Origin of the sequence: Saccharibacillus endophyticus, from assembly GCF_013185185.1 — a bacterium.
Taxonomy (GTDB): Bacteria; Bacillota; Bacilli; order Paenibacillales; family Paenibacillaceae; genus Saccharibacillus; species Saccharibacillus endophyticus.
Window position 1 is genome coordinate 322,118 of sequence record NZ_JAAZWE010000001.1, and the last position, 19,892, is coordinate 342,009.

Sequence of the window (19,892 nt, forward strand, 5' to 3'; positions counted from 1 at the left end):
GACCGCACTGCATCCGAGGTTTGAGGCGGCGAACCGTCGGTTCGATTCGCACGCAAACTTCGACCTCCTTTATCGAATAGAATTTTGGCAATAACAAAAGCGCGATCTCCAAGTCTCTGGGAATCGCGCTTTTAATCACCCCGGCGTAACGTCTTCCTCGTGGAACGTCACTCGATTTTTACCCGCCTTTTTCGACAAATACAAGCATTCGTCCGCGGTCTGAATCACTTCGGTCACGCTGTGATTGCGGCGCGTATAGAAGGCAACCCCGATGCTGCATCCGATCGACAATTGATTCATTTCCACGATAAACGGATTATTGATCAGCTTCAGCACTTCATTGGCCAGCTGCTCGGCTTCGGCATGAGCGTCGAGAAGCGTGCTGCGCATGATCAGCAAAAATTCATCCCCGCCGAGACGAACGGTGATGCCGTCCGGACGCGTAGTCGTTTGAAGACGCTGCGCAACCTTTTTCAACAAAACATCGCCGACTTGGTGGCCGAACGTATCGTTGATCTTTTTAAAACCGTCCAGATCCAGATACATCAAGGCCAGCGTCTCCGAAGCGGGGTCGAAGCCTTCGATCGTTTGCTCCAAATAACGCTCCAACGCCATGCGGTTCGGGAGTTCCGTAAGTTGATCGCGAAGCGCGGCGTTTTCCATGTGACCGAGCGCGTTTTCCGTGCGAAGCAAGGAATCAAGCAAACTGCGCAGAGCGCGCGACAGGCTCAGGATATCGTTGAAACCTCTCGTCTCCGGAATCTCCGGCGCGCCGCCTTGACGAATCCGATCCGCGGCACGGGTCAGCTTGCGAATCGGGCGGGAGATGAATTCTGCGGTCAATAGGCCGATGCCTGCAAACAGAACGGAAGCGAGTACGGCAGCTATGATGATGTCCTGCTGAATTTTATTGACCGGTGCAAAGGCGACGGACTCCGGTTGGCGAACAAGCACCGTCCAGCCGAGTCCCGGGTAATCGAGATAGCCGTCGCCGGAAGCGTAACCGGTCAAATAATTTTTTCCGTCCGGCCAACGTTCAAGCACCCAGGAGTTCAATCCGCCCTGTGCGCTGCCGACGCTGCCGAGATTGACCGGGCGACCTGCCCAGCCGTCCGGCCCGAGCAGCACCGTATTGTCTTGCTTGCTGACGATGAATAGCTCAAAATCTTTGTCGTGGTCGATTTGCGGCCCGAGGAGTGTCCGTTCGACTTCTTTCGCCCATTCCCAACTCAGATGCGCAGCCAGAACGCCGACGGTATCTCCCGCATCGTTTTTAACGGCGTAGCTGACATCGACGAATTGAAGAGGTTCGCCGCTCGGATTCGGGAGCAATTTGGCGAGAAGCACCGCTTCATGAACGTCTCCGGTGAAAAAGCCTTTGATGCCTTCCGTGAATACAGGGCGTTCCGCAATGTTGTTGCCGACCAAAATACCGTTCGTCGCCGCTAACACTTCTCCTTCGGCATTCGTGAATCCGATCCAGGAAAATGAGGAGAAGCTGGATTGCAATTGATCAAGCAGCACCTGAATAGCCGCTGGATCCGAAGTGTCTTTGAGCGGATCGAGTTCCGTCAATAACTTCACCTCGCTGGCGCGAGACCACATGAAATTATCCATTTTGTCCGACATCTGATAAGCCGTTCCGGCCAGGGAATCCCCGATTTCTTGCTCAATGGCAGCAGTGGAACGTTGGCTCATCAGAGAGCCTAGGGTCGCGCTAAGCAGAATAACGAATGCGACAAAGATCAGAGCCAGAAAAGTTCTTATTTTAATCATTCAACACCCTCCGCAAGCCATATACCAAATTCTTTACTACCTATATCGTGCGAAGGTGACCGAATATGAAGAGATTTTGAAGGATTTATCAGAAAATTCGACAAAAATTGCGTAAATCGTCGAAAAACATGTGTTAATCGGTACATATCAAGCAAAATGAGGCGAAAAGGCGCAAAAAAAGACGCTTCTCCGAAGATGGCGTCCGAGAACTTTAAAGTCGATATTGACGCATATAAAGAAAACTCAGGCCTTGGCCGGAGGCACGTTAACTTGGAAAAAGACGCCGAATTTATCGACCACCTGACCGTAAGCAGGACTGAAAAACGTTTCTTGCAAAGGCAGAACGATCTTGCTGTCGCCTTCGCACAGAGCGTCGAAAATCTCGCGTGCGCGCGCGGCGTCCTCGATGCCGATCGAGACGGTCACATTGTTGCCGATCTGATAAGGCATGCCCGGGTACGTGTCCGACAACATCAGCTGCTGCGAACCCGCGACTACCCGCACGTGCGTGATCCGCGATTTGACTTCTTCGGGCGCGGGGCCGTTCGGGCCGTCGGGCATATCGCCGAAAGTCATTTTGTCGACGACTTCGCCTCCGAGGGCATCGGCATAAAAGTCGGCAGCTTCTGCGGCATTGCCGTCCATCACCAGATAGGGAACCCATTGCATACTCATGATCGGTTCAGCTCCTTTTAATTGAAGTCATGCTTTCCGTTTCATTCTACAAATCGAACGCGTGTTTGTGAAGATTTATTTTTTGTTAACCAATTATCAGAAAAACTGATGAATGTCATAAAATGAATCGAATTGACCCCTTTTTGCCTGTATGATACCGTCAAGGTAGCAAAATAAATTCTGATCGAATAACTAGGAATTCAAATGATCGGCAGACCATCGAGACCATGAATCGATAAGAAGTAAGCCGTGCGAGGTGGACAAAACCATGGAATTGAACGTAACCAACAGCCCATTTAATCAACAGCAGACTGAACTGCTCAATCAACTTCTCCCTACCTTGAACGGCCATCAGCGAATCTGGTTGACCGGCTATCTGGCGGCTCAAGCCGCAGTCGGCGGGGAAGCGCAAGCTCCGGGCCAAGCTATCTCCCCTGCTGAAACTACCGTAGCTGTGATCCCGGCACAACCTGCCGCTCCGCGCGAAGTTACCATCCTGTTCGGTTCGCAGACCGGCAACGGCAGCGGACTCGCCAAGAAGCTGGCGAAGCGTCTGGACGAGCAGCACGTGAAGACGGAAGTGCTGTCGATGTCGGACTTCAAGCCCGCGAATCTGAAAAAGCTGGAAAATCTGCTGATCATCGTCAGCACGCACGGAGAAGGCGATCCGCCGGATAACGCGCTGGCTTTCCATGAGTTCATCAACAGCAAACGCGCACCGAAGCTGGACAGCCTGAACTATTCCGTGTTGGCGCTCGGCGATACCTCTTACGAATTCTTCTGCCAGACGGGCAAAGATTTCGATAGCCGATTGGCGGAACTGGGCGCTTCGCGCCTGGTTGACCGAGCGGATTGCGACGTGGACTTCGACGAGACCGCGGGCGAATGGATGAAGGCGGTAACGGAATCGCTGAGCGCGACTCCGGCCGCTGCGACGACCGCGGCGGAATCGGCGGCTCCGCTCAGTGCCGATCCCGAATCGGAATACTCGCGCAGCAACCCTTTCCGGGCTGAAGTGCTGGAGAATCTGAACTTGAACGGTCGGGGTTCCGCGCGGGAGACGCGCCACCTGGAGCTGTCGCTCGAAGGATCGGGACTGACCTACGAACCGGGCGACAGTCTCGGTGTTTACCCGGAAAATCATCCGCGTCTCGTGGACGAAATCATCGAAGAGATGGGATGGAATGCGGAAGAACAAGTGGCAACAGGCAAAAGCAGTACTGCCGCATTGCGGGAAGCGCTGCATCATTATTTCGAGATTACGGTATTGACCAAGCCGCTGATCGAACAAGTGGCAAAGCTGACGGACAACGAGCGGCTGTTGAAACTGGCTTCGCCGGAATCGGCCGAAGAGCTGCGCGCTTACCTTGGAGAGAACGATCTGCTGGACCTGATTCGCGACTTCAGCCTCAAGGGATTGAGCGCGGCGGAACTGACAAGCCTTTTGCGCAAAATTCCGGCCCGCTTGTACTCGATCGCCAGCAGCTCGAAAGCCACGCCGGACGAAGTGCATCTGACGGTGCGCACCGTGCGTTACGCTTGCGGCGGACGCGACCGTTACGGCGTCTGCTCCGTGCAGATGGCGGAACGGCTGGAGCCGGGCGACGCGCTTCCGGTATTCGTGCAGCATAACCCGAACTTCAAGCTGCCGGAGAACCCGGATACGCCGATCATCATGATCGGACCGGGTACGGGCGCGGCGCCTTTCCGCTCTTTCCTGGCCGAACGCGAAGAGACCGATGCGCGCGGCAAAACATGGATGTTCTACGGCGACCAGCATTTCGCGACGGACTTCCTGTACCAGACCGAGTGGCAGCGTTGGATCAAAGACGGCGTGCTCACAAAGATGGATGTCGCTTTTTCCCGCGATACGGCCGAGAAGGTGTACGTCCAACATCGCATGATGGAGAAAAGCCGAGAGTTGTACGAATGGATCAATAGCGGAGCCGCGGTGTACGTCTGCGGCGACGAGAAAAATATGGCTCACGACGTGCATGGAGCTTTGGAAACGATCATCGCGCAGGGCGGCGGCTTGAGTCCCGAACAGGCTTCGGAGTACCTCCTTCGCATGCAGCAGGAGAAGCGTTACCAACGCGACGTATATTAATTTCAAAGCACGGACATACGGACATATAGATGGAAAAGGGCCGTTGGAAAGCGAAAGGGGAAGCTTGATATGACGCAGCAAACCGAATGGAAAAAGTATCCGCCGCACGATCGGCCGCATAGCGATGTCGAAGATATTAAGCGCAACAGCGATTATTTGCGGGGCAGTCTCGTCGAGACGTTGAAAGATCCGTTGACCGGTTCGATTCCGGAAGACGATAACCGCCTGATGAAGCACCACGGCAGCTATATGCAGGATGACCGCGACTTGCGCAACGAACGCAGCAAGTCGAAGCTGGAGCCGGCTTACCAGTTCATGCTGCGCGTTCGCGCCTCCGGCGGCGTGGTCACGCCCGAGCAGTGGCTCATGATGGACAGCATCTCGCATAAATACGGCAATGAAACGATCCGCCTGACGACGCGCCAATCGTTCCAGCTTCACGGCGTGCTCAAGTGGAATTTGAAAAATACGATCCGCGAAGTCAACGACGCGCTGCTCAGCACGCTTGCGGCCTGCGGCGACGTTAACCGGAACGTGATGTGCAATCCGAATCCGTACCAATCCGAGGTGCATTCCGAAGTCTATGAATGGGCGGACAAAGTCAGCCGTCACCTCGATCCGCACACCCGTGCTTATCACGAGATCTGGCTGGACGAGGAAAAGGTCGTGGACAGCCGCGAGCAGGACCCGGAGCCTATTTATGGACCTGTATATCTGCCGCGCAAATTCAAGATCGGCATCGCCGTCCCGCCGTCCAACGACGTCGATGTGTTCTCGCAGGATCTGGGCTTGATCGCGATCGTGGAAAACGGCAAATTGGTCGGCTTCAACGTCACGGTAGGCGGCGGCATGGGCATGTCGCACGGCGATAACAAGACCTATCCGCAGCTCGGCAAGCTGATCGGCTTCATTACGCCGGAGCAGTCTATCGATCTGGCGGAAAAAGTCGTGACGATTCAGCGCGACTACGGCGACCGCGCGGTGCGCAAACACGCCCGCTTCAAATACACGATCGACGACCGCGGACTGGATTGGTTCGTGAACGAACTGCATACCCGCCTCGGCTGGGAACTTCAAGCGGCGCGCGACTTCAGCTTCGACCATAACGGCGACCGTTACGGTTGGATCAAAGGAAGCAACGGCAAATGGCATCAGACGCTGTTTATCCAAAACGGACGGATTGCCGACTTCGAGAACTATCCGCTGATGACGGGCTTGCGCGAGATCGCCAAGGTTCATGACGGCGACTTCCGCCTGACCGCGAACCAGAACTTGATCATCGGCAACGTCAGCAGTCAGAAAAAGCGCAAAATCGAAGCCCTGATCAAACAGTACAACTTGACGGACGGCGCGCATGATTCGGCTTTGCGCCGCAGTTCGATGGCCTGCGTGGCGCTTCCGACCTGCGGTCTGGCCATGGCCGAATCCGAACGCTATCTGCCGGGATTGATCGATAAGCTGGAGCCGATGCTGGAAGAAGCCGGCTTGCGCGAAAAAGAAATCGTGATCCGCATGACGGGCTGCCCGAACGGCTGCGCGCGTCCGATGCTGGCGGAATTGGCCTTTATCGGCAAAGGACCGGGCAAATACAATATGTATCTCGGCGGCGCGCATGACGGAGCGCGTTTGAACAAGCTGTACAAAGAAAATATCGGCGAAGAAGAGATCTTGTCTTCGCTCAAGCCGATTATCGGACGTTATGCGAAGGAACGCCTGGACGGCGAGCATTTCGGCGACTTTACGGTACGTTCGGGTTACGTGGAAGCCGTTCATGACGGACGGCAGTTCCACGCGTGATCGAACCAAGCCGACTCGATCGGAAATGATCCGGTCATGCCGGGCGATTTGAAGTCCGAAGCACTGGGAAAGACGAAAAGCAGGGCCGCCGCGCCGACTGCTTTTCGTCTTTTTTTGTCGATTCAACGTATCGAAATGCCGAACGCTCAACAAATCGCTTGTCTTTGTCGATTGTATGTCTCCGACGTCCGTTTTACGCTAAAAAGGCAAACGGCACCGATTCGGAGGCCGTCACTATTCGATAACGGAAAGAGGTCGTTCATATGGGAAATCAACAAATTGCAGACGGTTCGCACAAGACGATGAAAGCCGCGTTGTATCGCGAATACGGAGGTCCGGAGCAAGTCGTGGTAGAACGCGTTCCGATGCCGGTTCCCTCCGCCGGGGAAGTATTGGTTCGGATCGCGGGCAGCGGATTCAATATCGTGGACAATGTGCTGCGAGCCGGTTATATGAGCGGTCAATTTCCGCAAGTCTTCCCGTTCGTGCCCAACATCGAATTGTCCGGCACGGTCGCGGCGGTCGGTGAAGGCGTCACGCGCTGGAGCGCGGGCGACCGCGTGTATCAATCCAGAACGTTGATCCAAAGCGGAGGCGCGGCGGAATATGCGATCGCCGAAGCAGGCGGCTTGGCGGCGGCGCCGCAAACGCTGGATTTGGCCGACGCGGGCGGCGTGCCGCTGTGCGCGCTGACCGCTTGGCAAGCGCTGTTCGAACACGGAGCTCTGAAGGCCGGGCAGCGGGTGATGATTGTGGGGGCGTCAGGCAGCGTCGGGCATTACGCCGTTCAGTTTGCCCGGAATGCGGATGCTTGCGTGATCGGGATCTCGTCCGCTTCTTCTTCGGCACAGGTCAAAGAGCTGGGCGCGGACGCAGTGCTCGATTATGCGGAGGACGATTGGATGCGGACGATCGTCGAACCGCTGGACCTGATCGTCAACGTATCGCTGGCCGAGCCGGATCAGGTCAACGCTTGGCTGCCGCTGCTTCGCGAAGGCGGGGCGCTGATCAGTGCTTGGTCGCCTGTCGACGAAGAAACAGCCCGGCGCCACGGCGTCACGGGCAAACTGATCCATATGCACGGCGATGCCGGACAGTTGGCGGACATTACGCGGCTGATCGACGACGGCGTGGTGAAGATCCGCATCGACGAACGCATCGGATTGGACGGCTTGCGCGGCGTGCATGCGCGAAGCGCCGCAGGGAAGCTTCGCGGCAAAGTGCTGGTCATTCCCGCGGAAACCGGAGAGCACGTTTAGGCGCGAAGTCGAACGTCTAACGCAAAATACGCTGCATCGCCATCAATTCGTTGTAAATCAACGCCAACTCCTCGGCTGATTCGTTTTGCCCCCGTTCCAGCCAGGCTTCCGTGATGCCGAGCAGCAGCGAAGCGGTATAAGCCGAAAAATAATCGGGAGGAACGGAAGGGTGCCGCTCGAAAATACGACTGTTGTCCAGCTTTCTGTGAAAGCTTCGGATAACGGTCTTTTTGAGTTTCGCGGGAAAACCTGCTTCTCCTTTTTTGCCGGACAGAAGTTCGAACAGTTCGGCATGGCTGGCGAAATAAGCAAAGATCGCGGCGAATTGCGGATAAGGCTTTTTTTCCAAATGATAGCGGTAAGTCTCCCCGAAATCGATCGCCACAATCAGAACTTGACGGAATCCTTCTAACAACTCGTTTTGGATCTGTTCCATCAGGTCGTATTTGTCCGAAAAGTGCAAGTAAAACGTTCCGCGATTGATTCCCGCTTTTTCTACGATTTGGCGGACAGTCACTTTGCCGAAACCCGATTCTCGGACCGATGCGATAAACGTTTCGCGGATGGCTGCTCGGGTTCGATCGTTCATTTGTTGGTGGATGGACGGCATATTTCGCTCCTTTGACAGCCGGATTCTTTTCTCCATTTAAACATGAAACCCGAACGGTACAAACAGCGAAAAAGCAACTTTGCGAAAAAGCCGCCGGCTCGATGTTCTTTTTTTATCGGCTTCATGTCTTGAATTTGGGGTAATGGAAAAAATAGAGGGCTTTTTAACTTGCAACAAGAAAATTCTCGAAAAATGTTTGCTTGCTTTGTCGGCGGGTTATATATTACACAGGTTGACTTCTTGTATATACAAGGTTACAATTCTTTTAGAAACATACTTGTATATACATGAAGGGTATCATACGTTGGATTTATTTACGCTGCGGGTCAAACGCGCTCAACGTATCGAGGCTGTGGATATTCGCTGTCTGCGAACGGACTTCCGAAAAGTCTGCGGCCTCTGGGAATACCCGAAGGAGGTACGCAGATGGCAACCAAGAAGTCGAATAACCAAGCGGAATGGTGGCGCAGATCGGTCGTTTACCAAGTGTATCCGCGCAGCTTCAACGATACGACGGGGAGCGGAGTCGGCGATATTCGGGGACTTACGAAAAAGCTCGACTACCTCAAGGATCTCGGGACGGACATCGTCTGGCTGCAGCCGGTATACGATTCGCCGCAGAACGACAACGGCTACGACGTATCGGATTACCGTTCGATCGACCCGATGTACGGAACGATGCAGGACTTCGACGAATTGACGGCCGAATTGAAAGCTCGCGATATGCATCTGATGCTGGATATCGTGGTCAACCATTCGTCGACCGAGCATGTCTGGTTCCAAGAGTCGCGCAAGTCGAAGGATAACCCGTACCGGGATTACTACATCTGGCGCGACCCGGCTCCGGGCGGCGGCGTTCCGAACAACTGGCAGTCCAAGTTCGGAGGCTCGGCTTGGCAGTACGACGAAGCAACGGGGCAATACTTCCTGGCGCTGTTCGACAAAACGCAGGCCGATCTGAACTGGGAGAACGAGAAGGTTCGTCAGGAAGCCGCAGATCTCATGCGTTTTTGGGCAGACAAAGGCGTTGACGGTTTCCGAATGGACGTCATTAACCTGATTTCCAAAGACCAGGATTTCCCGGATGACGACGGCTCGATCATGACGGGAGACGGAAGACGGTATTACACGGACGGACCGAGGGTGCATGAATACATCAAAGAGTTATATGAGCGGGTATACGGTCCGTACGATCTGATCACCGTCGGAGAAATGTCGTCGACGACGCTTCAGCACTGCATTCGGTATTCGAATCCGGAAGAGCGGGAGTTCTCGATGACGTTCAATTTCCATCACCTGAAGGTCGATTATCCGGAGGGGAAAAAGTGGGAGCTGATGCCGTACGATTTCGAAGCTTTGAAAGGCTTGCTGTCCTCCTGGCAGATCGGGATGCACGAAGGCGGCGGCTGGAACGCGCTGTTCTGGAACAATCACGATCAGCCGCGCGCTTTGTCCCGTTTTGCCGACGACGGCCGCTGCCGGGTCGCGAGCGCCAAGATGCTGGCGACGACGCTGCACGGTCTGCAAGGCACTCCGTACGTTTTCCAGGGCGAGGAGATCGGCATGCCGAATCCGAATTGGAACGAGATTTCCGAATTCCGCGACATCGAGTCCAAAAACATGTACCGCATCATGGTCGAGATGGGCAAGACGCCGGAAGAAGCTTTCGAGATCATCGCCAAGCGTTCCCGCGACAACGCCCGTACGCCGATGCAGTGGAACTACGGCCCGCAAGCCGGTTTCACCGACGGTACGCCGTGGATCAAGGTTGACGAACGTTATCCCGAGATCAACGTCAAAATGCAGCGCGAAGATCCCGAATCGGTATTCAGCCACTACAAGAACCTGATCGCGCTGCGCAAGACCGAAGACGTGCTGACCGACGGGCGTTATATCCGGCTGGATGAGGCGCATCCGCAGGTATTCGCTTATGCGAGAATGAACGATCGCGACACGTTGATCGTCGTCTCGAATTTCACTTCGGAGGAAGCGATCTTTACGCTTCCGGAAGCGTATGCCGAATGGGGTCATTCCAAACTTGAGCTGTTGTCCGGCAACAGGCCGGAAGTACCGGTCTGGGGCGAGCAGCTCGAACTTGAATCGTACGCATCGTTCATGTGGATCATCCGGGGGTAAATCCCCCGGCATTTCATAACAAAGAATGGGGTTGGGAAAATGTCCGTAAAAAGAGAGGATGTCGAGAAGATCGTCCAGGCCATAGGCGGCAAGGACAATATCGAAGTCGCGACGCACTGCGTCACGCGGCTGCGCTTCTCGCTCGTGGATGAAAGCAAGGTCGATAAGCAGGCGTTGGACGATAACGAGCTGGCAAAAGGCTACTTTTCCACGCAAGGTCAGTTCCAGGTCATTATCGGTCCGGGCATCGTCGACAAAGCTTATGACGAATTGATAGCGATTACCGGAGGCCAACGCGCCACCAAAGACGACGTGAAATCGGCGGCGATCAAGCATAAGAGCCCGGTGCAGCAGTTTATCAAAACGCTGTCCGATATCTTTATCCCGCTGCTGCCGGCACTCGTTACCGCGGGTCTGCTGCTCGGTATCAATAACCTGCTCACCGGTAAAGACATCTTTTTCGCCGCCAAGTCGCTGGTGGAAGTTTATCCGCAATGGGCCGACTTCGCCGCAATCGTGAATACGATTGCAAGCACCGCGTTCACCTTCCTGCCTGCACTCGTCGGTTGGTCGGCGGCCACTAGGTTCGGAGGCAGTCCGCTGCTCGGCGTCGTGCTCGGTTTGATCCTGGTGAACCCGGGTCTGATGAGCGCTTACGATTATGCCGCGGCTCTCAATGAAGGAACGGTACCGACCTGGAACCTCTTCGGCCTACATATCAATGCGGTCGGCTACCAGGGACAAGTGCTGCCGATGCTCGTCGCGGCTTACGTATTGGTCGTGATCGAAAAATGGTTGAACCGAAAAGTTCCCGATTCGCTCAAACTGCTGGTGGTTGCTCCGGTCGCTCTGCTCGTTACGGGCTTTCTGGCCTTTGTCGTCATCGGTCCGGTCACGTTCACGCTCGGCAACTGGTTGACTGACGGAGTAGTATGGTTGTTCGATACCGTGCCTTGGCTCGGCGGTTTGCTCTATGGCGGTCTTTATGCTCCTCTCGTCATTACGGGGATGCACCACACGTTCCTTGCGGTCGATTTGCAGTTGATCAACTCCACCGGCGGCACGTTCCTATGGCCGATGCTGGCGTTGTCCAATATTGCGCAAGGCGCCGCGGCGCTGGCGATGATGTTCGTCATCCGCTCGCAAAAAATGAAAAGTTTATCGGCTACGACTTCCATTACAGCCTTCCTGGGCGTAACGGAGCCTGCGGTATTCGGGGTTAACGTCCGCTTCAAATATCCGCTGTTCATGGGCATGATCGGTTCCGCGATCGGCGGCGTGCTGCTGACCATGAACGACGTTCGCGCATTCGCGGTCGGCGTCGGCGGTCTGCCGGGCTTCCTGGCGGTTAATGTCGGCGATTGGAGCATCTTCTTCATCGGCATGGGCATCTGTCTGGTGCTTCCGTTCGTCGGTACGATCGTTTACGGCAAGATCGTGACCCGCAAGCAAGCCGCTGCCGGAGAGCCGGTAGACGAAGAGGACTTGGCGGAACGCGACGTGAAAACGGTAGAAAACGCGCAAAGCCCGATTCCGAACACCGGAAATACAGTTGTGTCCCATGCTTCGTCTTCGGCGAACACGGACTCTTCCCCTGCGGCAGCAGGAAGCTCGGATGCCGTTGACGTGCTTGAGCTGTCTGCTCCGATTCAAGGCAAAGCCGTTCTGCTTGAAAACGTGCCGGACCCTGCTTTTGCCGAAAAACAAATGGGCGAGGGCATCGCGATCGAACCGTCCGAAGGCCGGGTTGTCGCTCCGTTCGACGGTACCGTTGCTCATGTTATCGACAAAAGCAAACACGCCGTCATTTTAGAGCATGCGACCGGCGTACAGGTGCTGATCCACGTCGGAATCGATACGGTCGGCCTCAAAGGCAACGGCTTCAACGTTCACGTCGCGACGGGCGATGTGGTCAAAGAAGGACAACTGCTGCTCGAGTTCGATCAGGAGATTATCAAAGCCGGCGGATATGCGACGATTTCGCCGATCATCATTCCTGCAGGACAGGATATCGTCGAGAACGTCGAAGAGATTCCGGGCAACGCAACCGAAGGAAAAACGCCTGTGATCCGGGTTCACTTGAGCCGTGCGGGAGTCTAACGCAAGCTATCGCATGAAATCATCAGGTATAGCGTATGCGCTTGGCGAAACTCCCGGCGCATACGTCGTACGGGCGCAACGGGAAACATGACAAACTTCTTTGCTTTTTCACAAAATCCCCCGTAAAATGGGTCACGGTGATTAACGATGAACAAAAACATTTTCTCGCAAATTTATACCGATTATACGCAGCGGATCGAGACGGGCCTGCTCAAGACGGGAATCAAGCTCCCTTCGGAGAACGAGATTGCCGAAGAGTACGCCACGTCGAGAGAAACGGTGCGCAAGGCGCTCCATCTGTTGTCGCAAAACGGTTATATTCACAAGATTCGGGGCAAAGGTTCTTACGTGCTCGACATCAACCGCATGGAGTTTCCGATCTCGGGTCTCGTCAGCTTCAAGGAGTTATCCGAACGTCTGGGTCGCCCCGCGCGTACATTGGTGCACGAGACGATTCGGATTCCTTGTCCGCAAAACGTGGCGCGGCAGCTTCAGATTACCGAGCAGGAAGAGGTCTGGAAGGTCGTCCGGGCGCGGGAGATCGAAGAAGAGAAGGTCATTTTGGACAAAGATTATTTTCTTGCCTCGGTTATTCCCGCGTTGACTGCGGAGATCGCCGCCGATTCGATCTATGCGTATCTGGAAGGCGATTGTTCGCTCAAAATCGCGTATGCGAAAAAAGAGATTTCGGTGGAAAAAGTATCTGCCGAAGACAAACGGCTGCTCGACCTCGGCCGGGATACGCATATCGTCGTGGTGCGCAATTATGTCCATTTGGAAGACACGACGCTGTTCCAGTACACGGAGTCCCGGCATCGGCTGGATAAGTTTCAGTTCGTGGATTTCGCTCGTCGCGCGGTGGCGGAGGAGTAATGGGTTAGGGTACGACAAAAAAAGAAGCCCCGACATTTCGCATGATGCGAAGGTCGAGGGCTTCTTTAAGTCGTTGCATTATTCAGCTTCAAGTTCCTTGATCGCGTCTTTCAGCTTAGGGAACACGTCCAGCGCATTTTGATAGAACACGTGATGCCAGTATTTTTCCGGAATCAAATGCTTCACGAAACGAATATACGAATCGATCGGGATCAGCGGCCAGTCGGTTCCGAATACGAGGCGATCGTAACGCTCGGCGAACACGATCGCGCGTTTGAAATGATCGACGTAGGTCTGTTCGGTCAGCAGGCGGGTGATTTTGTTGTCGTCGCCCACGATCCAACCGGACAGGTCGGCGTACAGATTCGGGTTCTTTTCCAGCATCGCCGCAGTATCCATGACCCACGGATCGCCGAGATGACAGATCATGAACGTGATATCGCGGTGCGCGAGCAGCGCTTCTTCCATGGACAGGGGGTGCGAGTATTTCAACAGTCCGCGATCGGAATAAGTAAGACCGCCGTGGATCACGATCGGCAGCTTATATTTGGAAGCCAACGCGTAGACCGGATCATAGATCGGGTCGTTCACGGCAAAATGGTAATATCCCGCGTACAGCTTAATGCCCACCGTTTTAGGATGTTGAAGAGCTTTTTCCACAGCTTCTAATTGTCCCGGTTCATGCAGCGTGTGCGGGTTGATGCCCGCGCATTCGAACACGGTCTTGGGCAGCGTATCGAGCGTGCCGCCGCCCAGATCGAGTCCCATCGGGTTCGCAGCGGCATTGTCGGGGAATCCGCCGGGAACCGTCTCGGTTACGCCCATACCGACCGCAGCGATCACGCCGGCCCGACGGAATTCGTCAGCGAGACCTTCCGGCGTATAGCTGAGCAAAGCCACCTCGTCGGCGGTCTGATGGAAGCTTTCTATCTCGGAGTAGTGAATATGGGCATCGATGATTTTCATGCTTGCGGTTCCTCCTTTTCAAAACGAATGCGGCGCAGGTTCGATAATTCGTTGTCCTGCGGATCGAGATCGGTCAATACGTAGAAATAAGGACGAGTGAAGCTGACGCTGCCATCGCGTCCGTCGAACTTGTCGTTGTACATGATGCCGGACAGTTCGTTGACCAGGACGGCATACTGCTGCAAGGCTTCTTCTTCGCCGGGAATAACGAGCAGCTTTTCTTTGCGTTCATCAGAGGAGAGTCGAAGCACGCCTTCGAATTCCAGGTCGGTATCGTAACGTCCTGTTTTATACGCGATTCGGTCTCCGCGAGTATCGCTTACCTCGAATCTTCCGTCGCGCAGATCGGCCGAACTGGAGTAGTAAGCTCCTTTTTGCATGGCGGCATGCTCGATCGGTTTGCCGGAAAGCTGTTCGATCTTCGTCACGTAGGCCATTACCGGCGATCCTGGTCGAATCAGGAAGTATTGATGGTAGTTCAGGCCTTTGAGGGCTTCGCTTTGCTTGATGGCAACCGATATGCGAATACCCGACCAGACATTACCCAGGCTATCCGTCAACTCGTCGAATTCGGCCGTGATTTCTTCTTCCGACAGCGAACGGAGCGTGATGCCGGACGGAGCGCTGGCGATCCCGCCGAACCACGGATTCCAAAACGATTTCGGTCCGGCTTGAGGGAAGGAAGAATGCAACCATTCCCGCCCGTGATAATTCAGCGAATGCAGGGCGGGCCCGAATGCCGGAGAAACGCGAAGCGACAGAATGCCGTTTGTGATCTCATACGTATCGAGTCCTTCTACAGTCAATCGTCGGGTACGAATGGCTCCGATATCCGACGCCGGAGCAGGGAATACAAGCTGTCTGCGGCGGAAAGAGAAGGCGTCCATGTCGAAATTAAAAGTCGCGATGTCGCTTTCGTTGCGGTTGTCCAGTTCGAACTTTTCCGTAACTTCGCGCAATTTCAAGGCCGGATCGGCTTTCAACACCGAAGCTGCGATCGAACCGAGATCGGAAGACAGCTCAAGCGTACCGTTCAAACTGACGTCTTTGCGTTCGATCAACTTGGCCTCGAACCGTTCCGGCAGGAACGGGTTCTGGCCGTTCAACGAAGCAGCAAGATGATCGGTAGTTTGCGAAGCTCCGTGTTCCCGGCGGTTTTCAGCCGATAGCGGCCACGGATGGTGCGGTGACAGCGTGCTTTTGCCTAACGCGCGGGCGCGCAATTCTCTCCAGTCGTCGAAGGTTCCGACAAAGAGCTGAAGCGGGGCGGTAGATACCGACTCGCCGGCCGCAAGCGAACCGATCGCATGCTCGAACGCATAACGCCAGCCGTTTCGTACGGGGCGAAGCTCTTTCGGCCATACGACGCCGCACGCCGCGCTCGGCCAGCGGAAGAACATCCAGTTTTCCGTCAGTTTCTCGGGTCTCCAATATTCCCGATGGATCGCGTCCGCGCCGGTTCCCAGATCGACGAAGGTGCCGTCGTAAGGCAGTACGGCTTGCAGGAACGAGATCGGGAGCGCCAGCTTGAGTTTCAAGTCGTTCGCCAAAGCGTCTCCTTCGATTCGAAGCACGCGATGGAAAAGCTTCAATGATCCGTTCGGCGAAAGTTCGGCTACCACGGTCAGGCGAACGCCTTCGGGCTCCAGCCAATCGTAGTCCGCTTCCAACGTAATAAGCAGTCCCCGCTGTTCAAAACGGACATCGGTCGGTTTGCGTTCAATAAACCGATCGCTGAAAGGAGGTCCCAGTTTCGGCAGGTCAAACCAGAACGGCGCCTGCTTTTGTCCCGCGACGCGAATGCCTAATTGATTATTCGATTTGCTCAAATGAACGGTTGCCGATCCGCTGCCAGCGATCCATTCTTGGGAGGTTTCGCCCCAGAATGTACCGGAAGGCGAAACGAAATAGGCTTGAAGCTCTCCGCGTACCGTGAATGTTTCGTTGTTGTCCGCAACTGCGATATCTACATGCGAAGCTGCGATTCCCGGCTGCTGCACGTGCGCTTGCACGGCGGCTGAAGCCCGACCTCCGGCAGGCAGATGCAGGTTGAGTGTCGAAGGGCGGAAAGATACAGCCTCCGATTCGGGCAGTGCGACTTTAATTTCGACATCTTCGGCGAAGCGGCTTTCGAAGCCGATTTGAACTTCGCTTTCGCTGCCCGGCTCGAATAGGGTATCCGCTGCGACGGTCGTCAGTTTGATCGGGAATACAGGGGCTACACCGGTTTTGAATGAAGCTTTTTTTCCATTGATCGAAAGCTCCGCTTCTACGCCCGGATGCGTGCGCCATGCGCTTGGTTCTTCCGGCGTTTCGAGCAGCTCGAATGCGCCCGTTATTTCCTTGGTGCTGCCTGCTTCATCGAGAGCAACATGCTCGTCAAGAGCGAAGCGCACGCCTTTTCCGTCTCGGCCTGCGATGCGCACGTCCAGCGGCGCGCCGCTTTTGTTCGTGATGCGGTACGTTACGGGGTAGCTGCGCCCGAACGGCAAACGGTGGCGTTCGATCACCGCTTCGATCGAATAGTCGTCGTTTTCGATTTTCCGCAATCCGCGTCCTGTCCGTTCAAACTGCATGAGCAGGGCGCGGCCGTCTTTTTCCCATTGATAGGTAAAGAAATCGAAGCCGTTCTCTTGGTCGCCGTCAGGACGCAAAGACAGGTCCCGCGTGCCGTCCGCGTACCAATCGGCATATTCGAAAAATTCCGAGACGGCTTCGGTCGCGAGGACGCTCGGAATGAAATTCATCAGGTGCGTCGTGTCTTCGCGTTTTTCCCAGAAAAATCCGCACTTTTTATAAGCGGGAACCGCCTTGATATTGCCTGCCCAAGTGTACAGGTCAAGACGCGGCCAGCCCATCTCGATCGTGCGGCGTACGGCATTGAGGACCAGCATTTTTCCGACTTTGCGTCCGTGGTAATCCGGTCTTACGTTCAGCAGCGGAATATACATGGCGCCTTCGTCTTCCTGATAATACGAGAAGCTGCAAAAGCCGACGACCGTATCGCCGTCCAGCGCGAGAAAGGTCTGCAGGTCGCTGCTGCGCGCCCGTTTTTCAAGCATCTCTTCTTCGGTATGTACGTAAGCGTCCCCGCCCCAGCTGTCGCCGCTGAGATTCCACATCTCGGCTAGAGAAGCCGCGTGCTCGGGTTTGTATTCGACGATGCGCATGCTTTTCGTCTTGAAGGTATTCATGTCTTGCCTCCCTTGCCTGACTGACATCGGGCATAAATTGATTAAACAACTTAATTATAAGCGGAAACTGGATCGGATTCCAGAAAAGCCCGTTTTGTTCAACAGGAAATGAAATGACTGTAAAATCAAAAACGCCTGTCGACGTTTTATTGGCAAAAAGCACGGGTATGTGAAAGTAGAGACGAATGAGACAAGGAAATATGACTATCGACAGAAAGGGTGGATCGCATGGAGCATCGGAATGACCAATCGGGCGCCGGAAATCGCCGTTCCAAAGGAGGCAGCCGCTTCGGATATTTTTTGTCCAGCTTAATCGGACTCGTCGTCGGAGCTTTACTCGTGGCGTTGATTCTGCCGAGATTAGGATGGATGGACGGCGGCGGTTCGCCGGCCGCTTCCCGGCAGCCTCAAGCCGTTCAGGAACAGGCGGAGAGCGACACGGTCGGAACGGCGGAAGCGCCGAACGAAGAAACTGCCGATCCGGCTTCGTTGACGCTTGCCGAAGGCGCTGACGTGCCCGCGGTCGTGGAACGCGTCGGCAATGCCGTGGTAGGCATCACGAATATCCAAAGCCGGCAGCAAAACGGACTGTTCGGCATTCCGCAAAGCGCCGAAGACGTTCCGGCCGGCACGGGATCGGGCGTTATCTATAAAAAGGAAGGCGACTTGGCTTATATCGTGACCAATAATCACGTGGTCGCGGGCGCCAATCAACTCGAAATCACGTTGGCCGACGGCACGAACGTGCAAGGGAAACTGGCCGGAACCGATATTTGGACGGATCTGGCCGTCGTAACGATGGAGGCTTCCGCAGCAGACGCCGTGATCGAATTCGGGGATTCGTCTGCGCTGAAAGCCGGTCAACCGGTCATCGCGATCGGCAATCCGCTGGGACTTGAATTTGCCGGATCGGTCACGACCGGCGTCATTTCCGGGTTGGAGCGGATCGTTCCGGTCGACGTGAACGGAGACCAGCAGCCGGATTTCCAATCCGAAGCCATTCAGACGGACGCGGCAATCAATCCAGGCAACAGCGGCGGCGCGCTGCTCGATGCGACCGGCAAGTTGATCGGCATCAATTCGATGAAGATCAGCACCGAGACGGTCGAAGGCATCGGATTGGCGATCCCGATCGATTACGCGATCCCGATCATCGAACAGCTGGAGGCCAACGGCGAAGTCCATCGCGCGACGATGGGGGCGACGCTTGCCGATTTGGCTTCGATCCGTTCCGCGTACCGCGCCGAATTGGGATTGCCGCAAAATCTCGAATCGGGCGTTATCGTGGATCGCGTATTGGAAAACTCCGCAGCTTCGCGCGGAGGCCTGCGATCGCTTGACGTCATCACCGCCGCCGACGGTCAGCCGATCGAAAACACCCAGCAGCTCAGACAGTATCTGTTTACCGAAAAACAGGTCGGAGACGATTTGCGATTGACGATCTACCGCGACGGAAACGAGACGGAGCTGACATTGTCGTTGACCGACAATCTGCAAATTTAAACGATTCCGGGAGGGGGGACCTTCCCGGGATTTTTGCGTGACTTATTTTAGAGAGCGTTTACAGTTAGAGGATCGAGGAGTAAAATGAAGGCATAAAGCATTCATCTTCACGACAGAAAGAAGGAGAAGAGATGAAGGTACGCGACTTTATGATCAAAGATGTTCTTACGGTGAATCAGAATGCTCCTTTGTCCGAAGTGCTGCAACTTTTCGTAGCCAAACGGATCAACGGCGCACCGGTAGTGGACGCGGACGGGAAACTTACGGGCATGGTCAGCGACGGAGATATTTTGCGTTACATCAATCCTACTAGGCAGACGGTCTATGACATGTTCAGCTATGTATTCGTCAGCCCGCCGGAAGAGTTGGCCGAGGCGCTGGCGTACAAGGTGGAGACGCCGGCGAAGAAGATCATGAAGAAGAATGTGCAGTCCGTTTCTCCCGAGCAGGATTTGGAAGAAGCGCTGGGCATTCTGGCGAAACACCATTTCAAGAAGCTCCCTGTCGTCAATGAAAAAAAAGAAGTGGTCGGAGTCATCAGCCGCGGCGATTTGCTCAAGCAGATTGCCGGACGCCTGAACGAACTGAATGCGAAAACCGTCAGTCGCTAGGGCGTGTCTTCAAACCTCGAGGGAAGCAGATTTTGCCGATTTTTCGTTCTCGGCAAGGAACTTTTCCGCAGTCGTGCCGGGGCACGTCAAGGGGAAGTGACGCAGAAGAGGGCGAAAAGGCGGTAAAAGATGCACGTTGGCAGGTTTGAAGACATGCCCTAGGGCGATATCGTTCCTTATACCCGTTCTGGCCTGCCCGATCAGGGGCAAAAGGCCGAAACGGGTTTTCAGCGGTTTACACGGATTTTACACAGGCTTGACGCTTGCTTGGTATCCAAGTGGTAC

The 19,892-nt window shown here is 55.0% G+C and carries 13 protein-coding genes; 8 read left to right on the plus strand and 5 right to left on the minus strand.

Annotated elements, in window-relative coordinates; genetic code table 11:
* Positions 1-135: 135 nt before the first annotated feature.
* Together HRQ63_RS01565 and HRQ63_RS01570 are read right to left on the minus strand one after the other, a co-directional pair.
* Positions 136-1,776, minus strand: coding sequence for a diguanylate cyclase domain-containing protein (locus HRQ63_RS01565; RefSeq protein ID WP_172238117.1), 1,641 nt, complete (start codon positions 1,774-1,776; stop codon positions 136-138).
* Positions 1,777-2,019: 243 nt separating this feature from the next.
* Positions 2,020-2,451 carry a VOC family protein gene (locus HRQ63_RS01570; RefSeq protein ID WP_172238120.1) on the minus strand — a complete coding sequence of 144 codons (432 nt, stop codon included), beginning with the start codon at positions 2,449-2,451 and terminating at the stop codon, positions 2,020-2,022.
* Positions 2,452-2,719: 268 nt separating this feature from the next.
* On the opposite strand from HRQ63_RS01570, the gene HRQ63_RS01575 reads away from it, so the two are divergent.
* The 3 genes from HRQ63_RS01575 (at position 2,720) to HRQ63_RS01585 (ending at position 7,614) form a co-directional block, all read left to right on the plus strand.
* Complete coding sequence (locus HRQ63_RS01575) at positions 2,720-4,558, plus strand: assimilatory sulfite reductase (NADPH) flavoprotein subunit (RefSeq protein WP_172238123.1); 1,839 nt, start codon at positions 2,720-2,722, stop codon at positions 4,556-4,558.
* 69 nt (positions 4,559-4,627) lie between these two features.
* Positions 4,628-6,355, plus strand: coding sequence for an assimilatory sulfite reductase (NADPH) hemoprotein subunit (gene cysI / locus HRQ63_RS01580; RefSeq protein WP_172238126.1), 1,728 nt, complete (start codon positions 4,628-4,630; stop codon positions 6,353-6,355).
* A gap of 263 nt (positions 6,356-6,618) precedes the next feature.
* Positions 6,619-7,614: an NADP-dependent oxidoreductase gene (locus HRQ63_RS01585; protein ID WP_172238129.1), complete on the plus strand. Its 996-nt coding sequence runs from the start codon at positions 6,619-6,621 to the stop codon at positions 7,612-7,614.
* Between the two features lie 16 nt (positions 7,615-7,630).
* Here HRQ63_RS01585 and HRQ63_RS01590 read toward each other — a convergent pair whose 3' ends face one another.
* Complete coding sequence (locus tag HRQ63_RS01590) at positions 7,631-8,224, minus strand: TetR/AcrR family transcriptional regulator (RefSeq protein ID WP_172238132.1); 594 nt, start codon at positions 8,222-8,224, stop codon at positions 7,631-7,633.
* Positions 8,225-8,650: 426 nt separating this feature from the next.
* Here HRQ63_RS01590 and treC point away from each other — a divergent pair, with 426 nt between their 5' ends.
* From treC to treR, 3 genes are all read left to right on the plus strand, one after another.
* Positions 8,651-10,360 carry an alpha,alpha-phosphotrehalase gene (treC, locus tag HRQ63_RS01595; RefSeq protein WP_172238135.1) on the plus strand — a complete coding sequence of 570 codons (1,710 nt, stop codon included), beginning with the start codon at positions 8,651-8,653 and terminating at the stop codon, positions 10,358-10,360.
* Between the two features lie 39 nt (positions 10,361-10,399).
* Positions 10,400-12,460: a PTS system trehalose-specific EIIBC component gene (treP, locus tag HRQ63_RS01600; protein WP_172238138.1), complete on the plus strand. Its 2,061-nt coding sequence runs from the start codon at positions 10,400-10,402 to the stop codon at positions 12,458-12,460.
* A gap of 147 nt (positions 12,461-12,607) precedes the next feature.
* Complete coding sequence (treR, locus tag HRQ63_RS01605) at positions 12,608-13,333, plus strand: trehalose operon repressor (protein ID WP_172238141.1); 726 nt, start codon at positions 12,608-12,610, stop codon at positions 13,331-13,333.
* A 78-nt stretch (positions 13,334-13,411) separates the two neighbouring features.
* Here the strand turns inward: treR and HRQ63_RS01610 are convergent, their stop codons facing one another.
* Together HRQ63_RS01610 and HRQ63_RS01615 are read right to left on the minus strand one after the other, a co-directional pair.
* Entirely contained in the window at positions 13,412-14,299 is an 888-nt protein-coding gene (locus HRQ63_RS01610; RefSeq protein WP_172238144.1) for an amidohydrolase family protein, read from the minus strand.
* Positions 14,296-17,493: a GNAT family N-acetyltransferase gene (locus HRQ63_RS01615; protein WP_172238147.1), complete on the minus strand. Its 3,198-nt coding sequence runs from the start codon at positions 17,491-17,493 to the stop codon at positions 14,296-14,298. The genes HRQ63_RS01610 and HRQ63_RS01615 overlap by 4 nt, the downstream gene beginning before the upstream one ends.
* 228 nt (positions 17,494-17,721) lie before the next feature.
* On the opposite strand from HRQ63_RS01615, the gene HRQ63_RS01620 reads away from it, so the two are divergent.
* A complete protein-coding gene (locus tag HRQ63_RS01620) occupies positions 17,722-18,996 on the plus strand; it encodes a S1C family serine protease (protein WP_172238150.1) in 1,275 nt (424 codons plus the stop codon).
* A 131-nt stretch (positions 18,997-19,127) separates the two neighbouring features.
* Complete coding sequence (locus tag HRQ63_RS01625) at positions 19,128-19,607, plus strand: CBS domain-containing protein (RefSeq protein WP_172238153.1); 480 nt, start codon at positions 19,128-19,130, stop codon at positions 19,605-19,607.
* Positions 19,608-19,892 lie beyond the last annotated feature (285 nt).

What these genes read in the sequence shown, in the direction of transcription:
- HRQ63_RS01565 (WP_172238117.1), bottom strand. Translation starts at nt 1,776, where the DNA reads ATGATTAAAATAAGAACTTTTCTGGCTCTGATCTTTGTCGCATTCGTT.
- HRQ63_RS01570 (WP_172238120.1), bottom strand. Translation starts at nt 2,451, where the DNA reads ATGAGTATGCAATGGGTTCCCTATCTGGTGATGGACGGCAATGCCGCA.
- HRQ63_RS01575 (WP_172238123.1), top strand. Translation starts at nt 2,720, where the DNA reads ATGGAATTGAACGTAACCAACAGCCCATTTAATCAACAGCAGACTGAA.
- cysI (WP_172238126.1), top strand. Translation starts at nt 4,628, where the DNA reads ATGACGCAGCAAACCGAATGGAAAAAGTATCCGCCGCACGATCGGCCG.
- HRQ63_RS01585 (WP_172238129.1), top strand. Translation starts at nt 6,619, where the DNA reads ATGGGAAATCAACAAATTGCAGACGGTTCGCACAAGACGATGAAAGCC.
- HRQ63_RS01590 (WP_172238132.1), bottom strand. Translation starts at nt 8,224, where the DNA reads ATGCCGTCCATCCACCAACAAATGAACGATCGAACCCGAGCAGCCATC.
- treC (WP_172238135.1), top strand. Translation starts at nt 8,651, where the DNA reads ATGGCAACCAAGAAGTCGAATAACCAAGCGGAATGGTGGCGCAGATCG.
- treP (WP_172238138.1), top strand. Translation starts at nt 10,400, where the DNA reads ATGTCCGTAAAAAGAGAGGATGTCGAGAAGATCGTCCAGGCCATAGGC.
- treR (WP_172238141.1), top strand. Translation starts at nt 12,608, where the DNA reads ATGAACAAAAACATTTTCTCGCAAATTTATACCGATTATACGCAGCGG.
- HRQ63_RS01610 (WP_172238144.1), bottom strand. Translation starts at nt 14,299, where the DNA reads ATGAAAATCATCGATGCCCATATTCACTACTCCGAGATAGAAAGCTTC.
- HRQ63_RS01615 (WP_172238147.1), bottom strand. Translation starts at nt 17,493, where the DNA reads ATGAATACCTTCAAGACGAAAAGCATGCGCATCGTCGAATACAAACCC.
- HRQ63_RS01620 (WP_172238150.1), top strand. Translation starts at nt 17,722, where the DNA reads ATGGAGCATCGGAATGACCAATCGGGCGCCGGAAATCGCCGTTCCAAA.
- HRQ63_RS01625 (WP_172238153.1), top strand. Translation starts at nt 19,128, where the DNA reads ATGAAGGTACGCGACTTTATGATCAAAGATGTTCTTACGGTGAATCAG.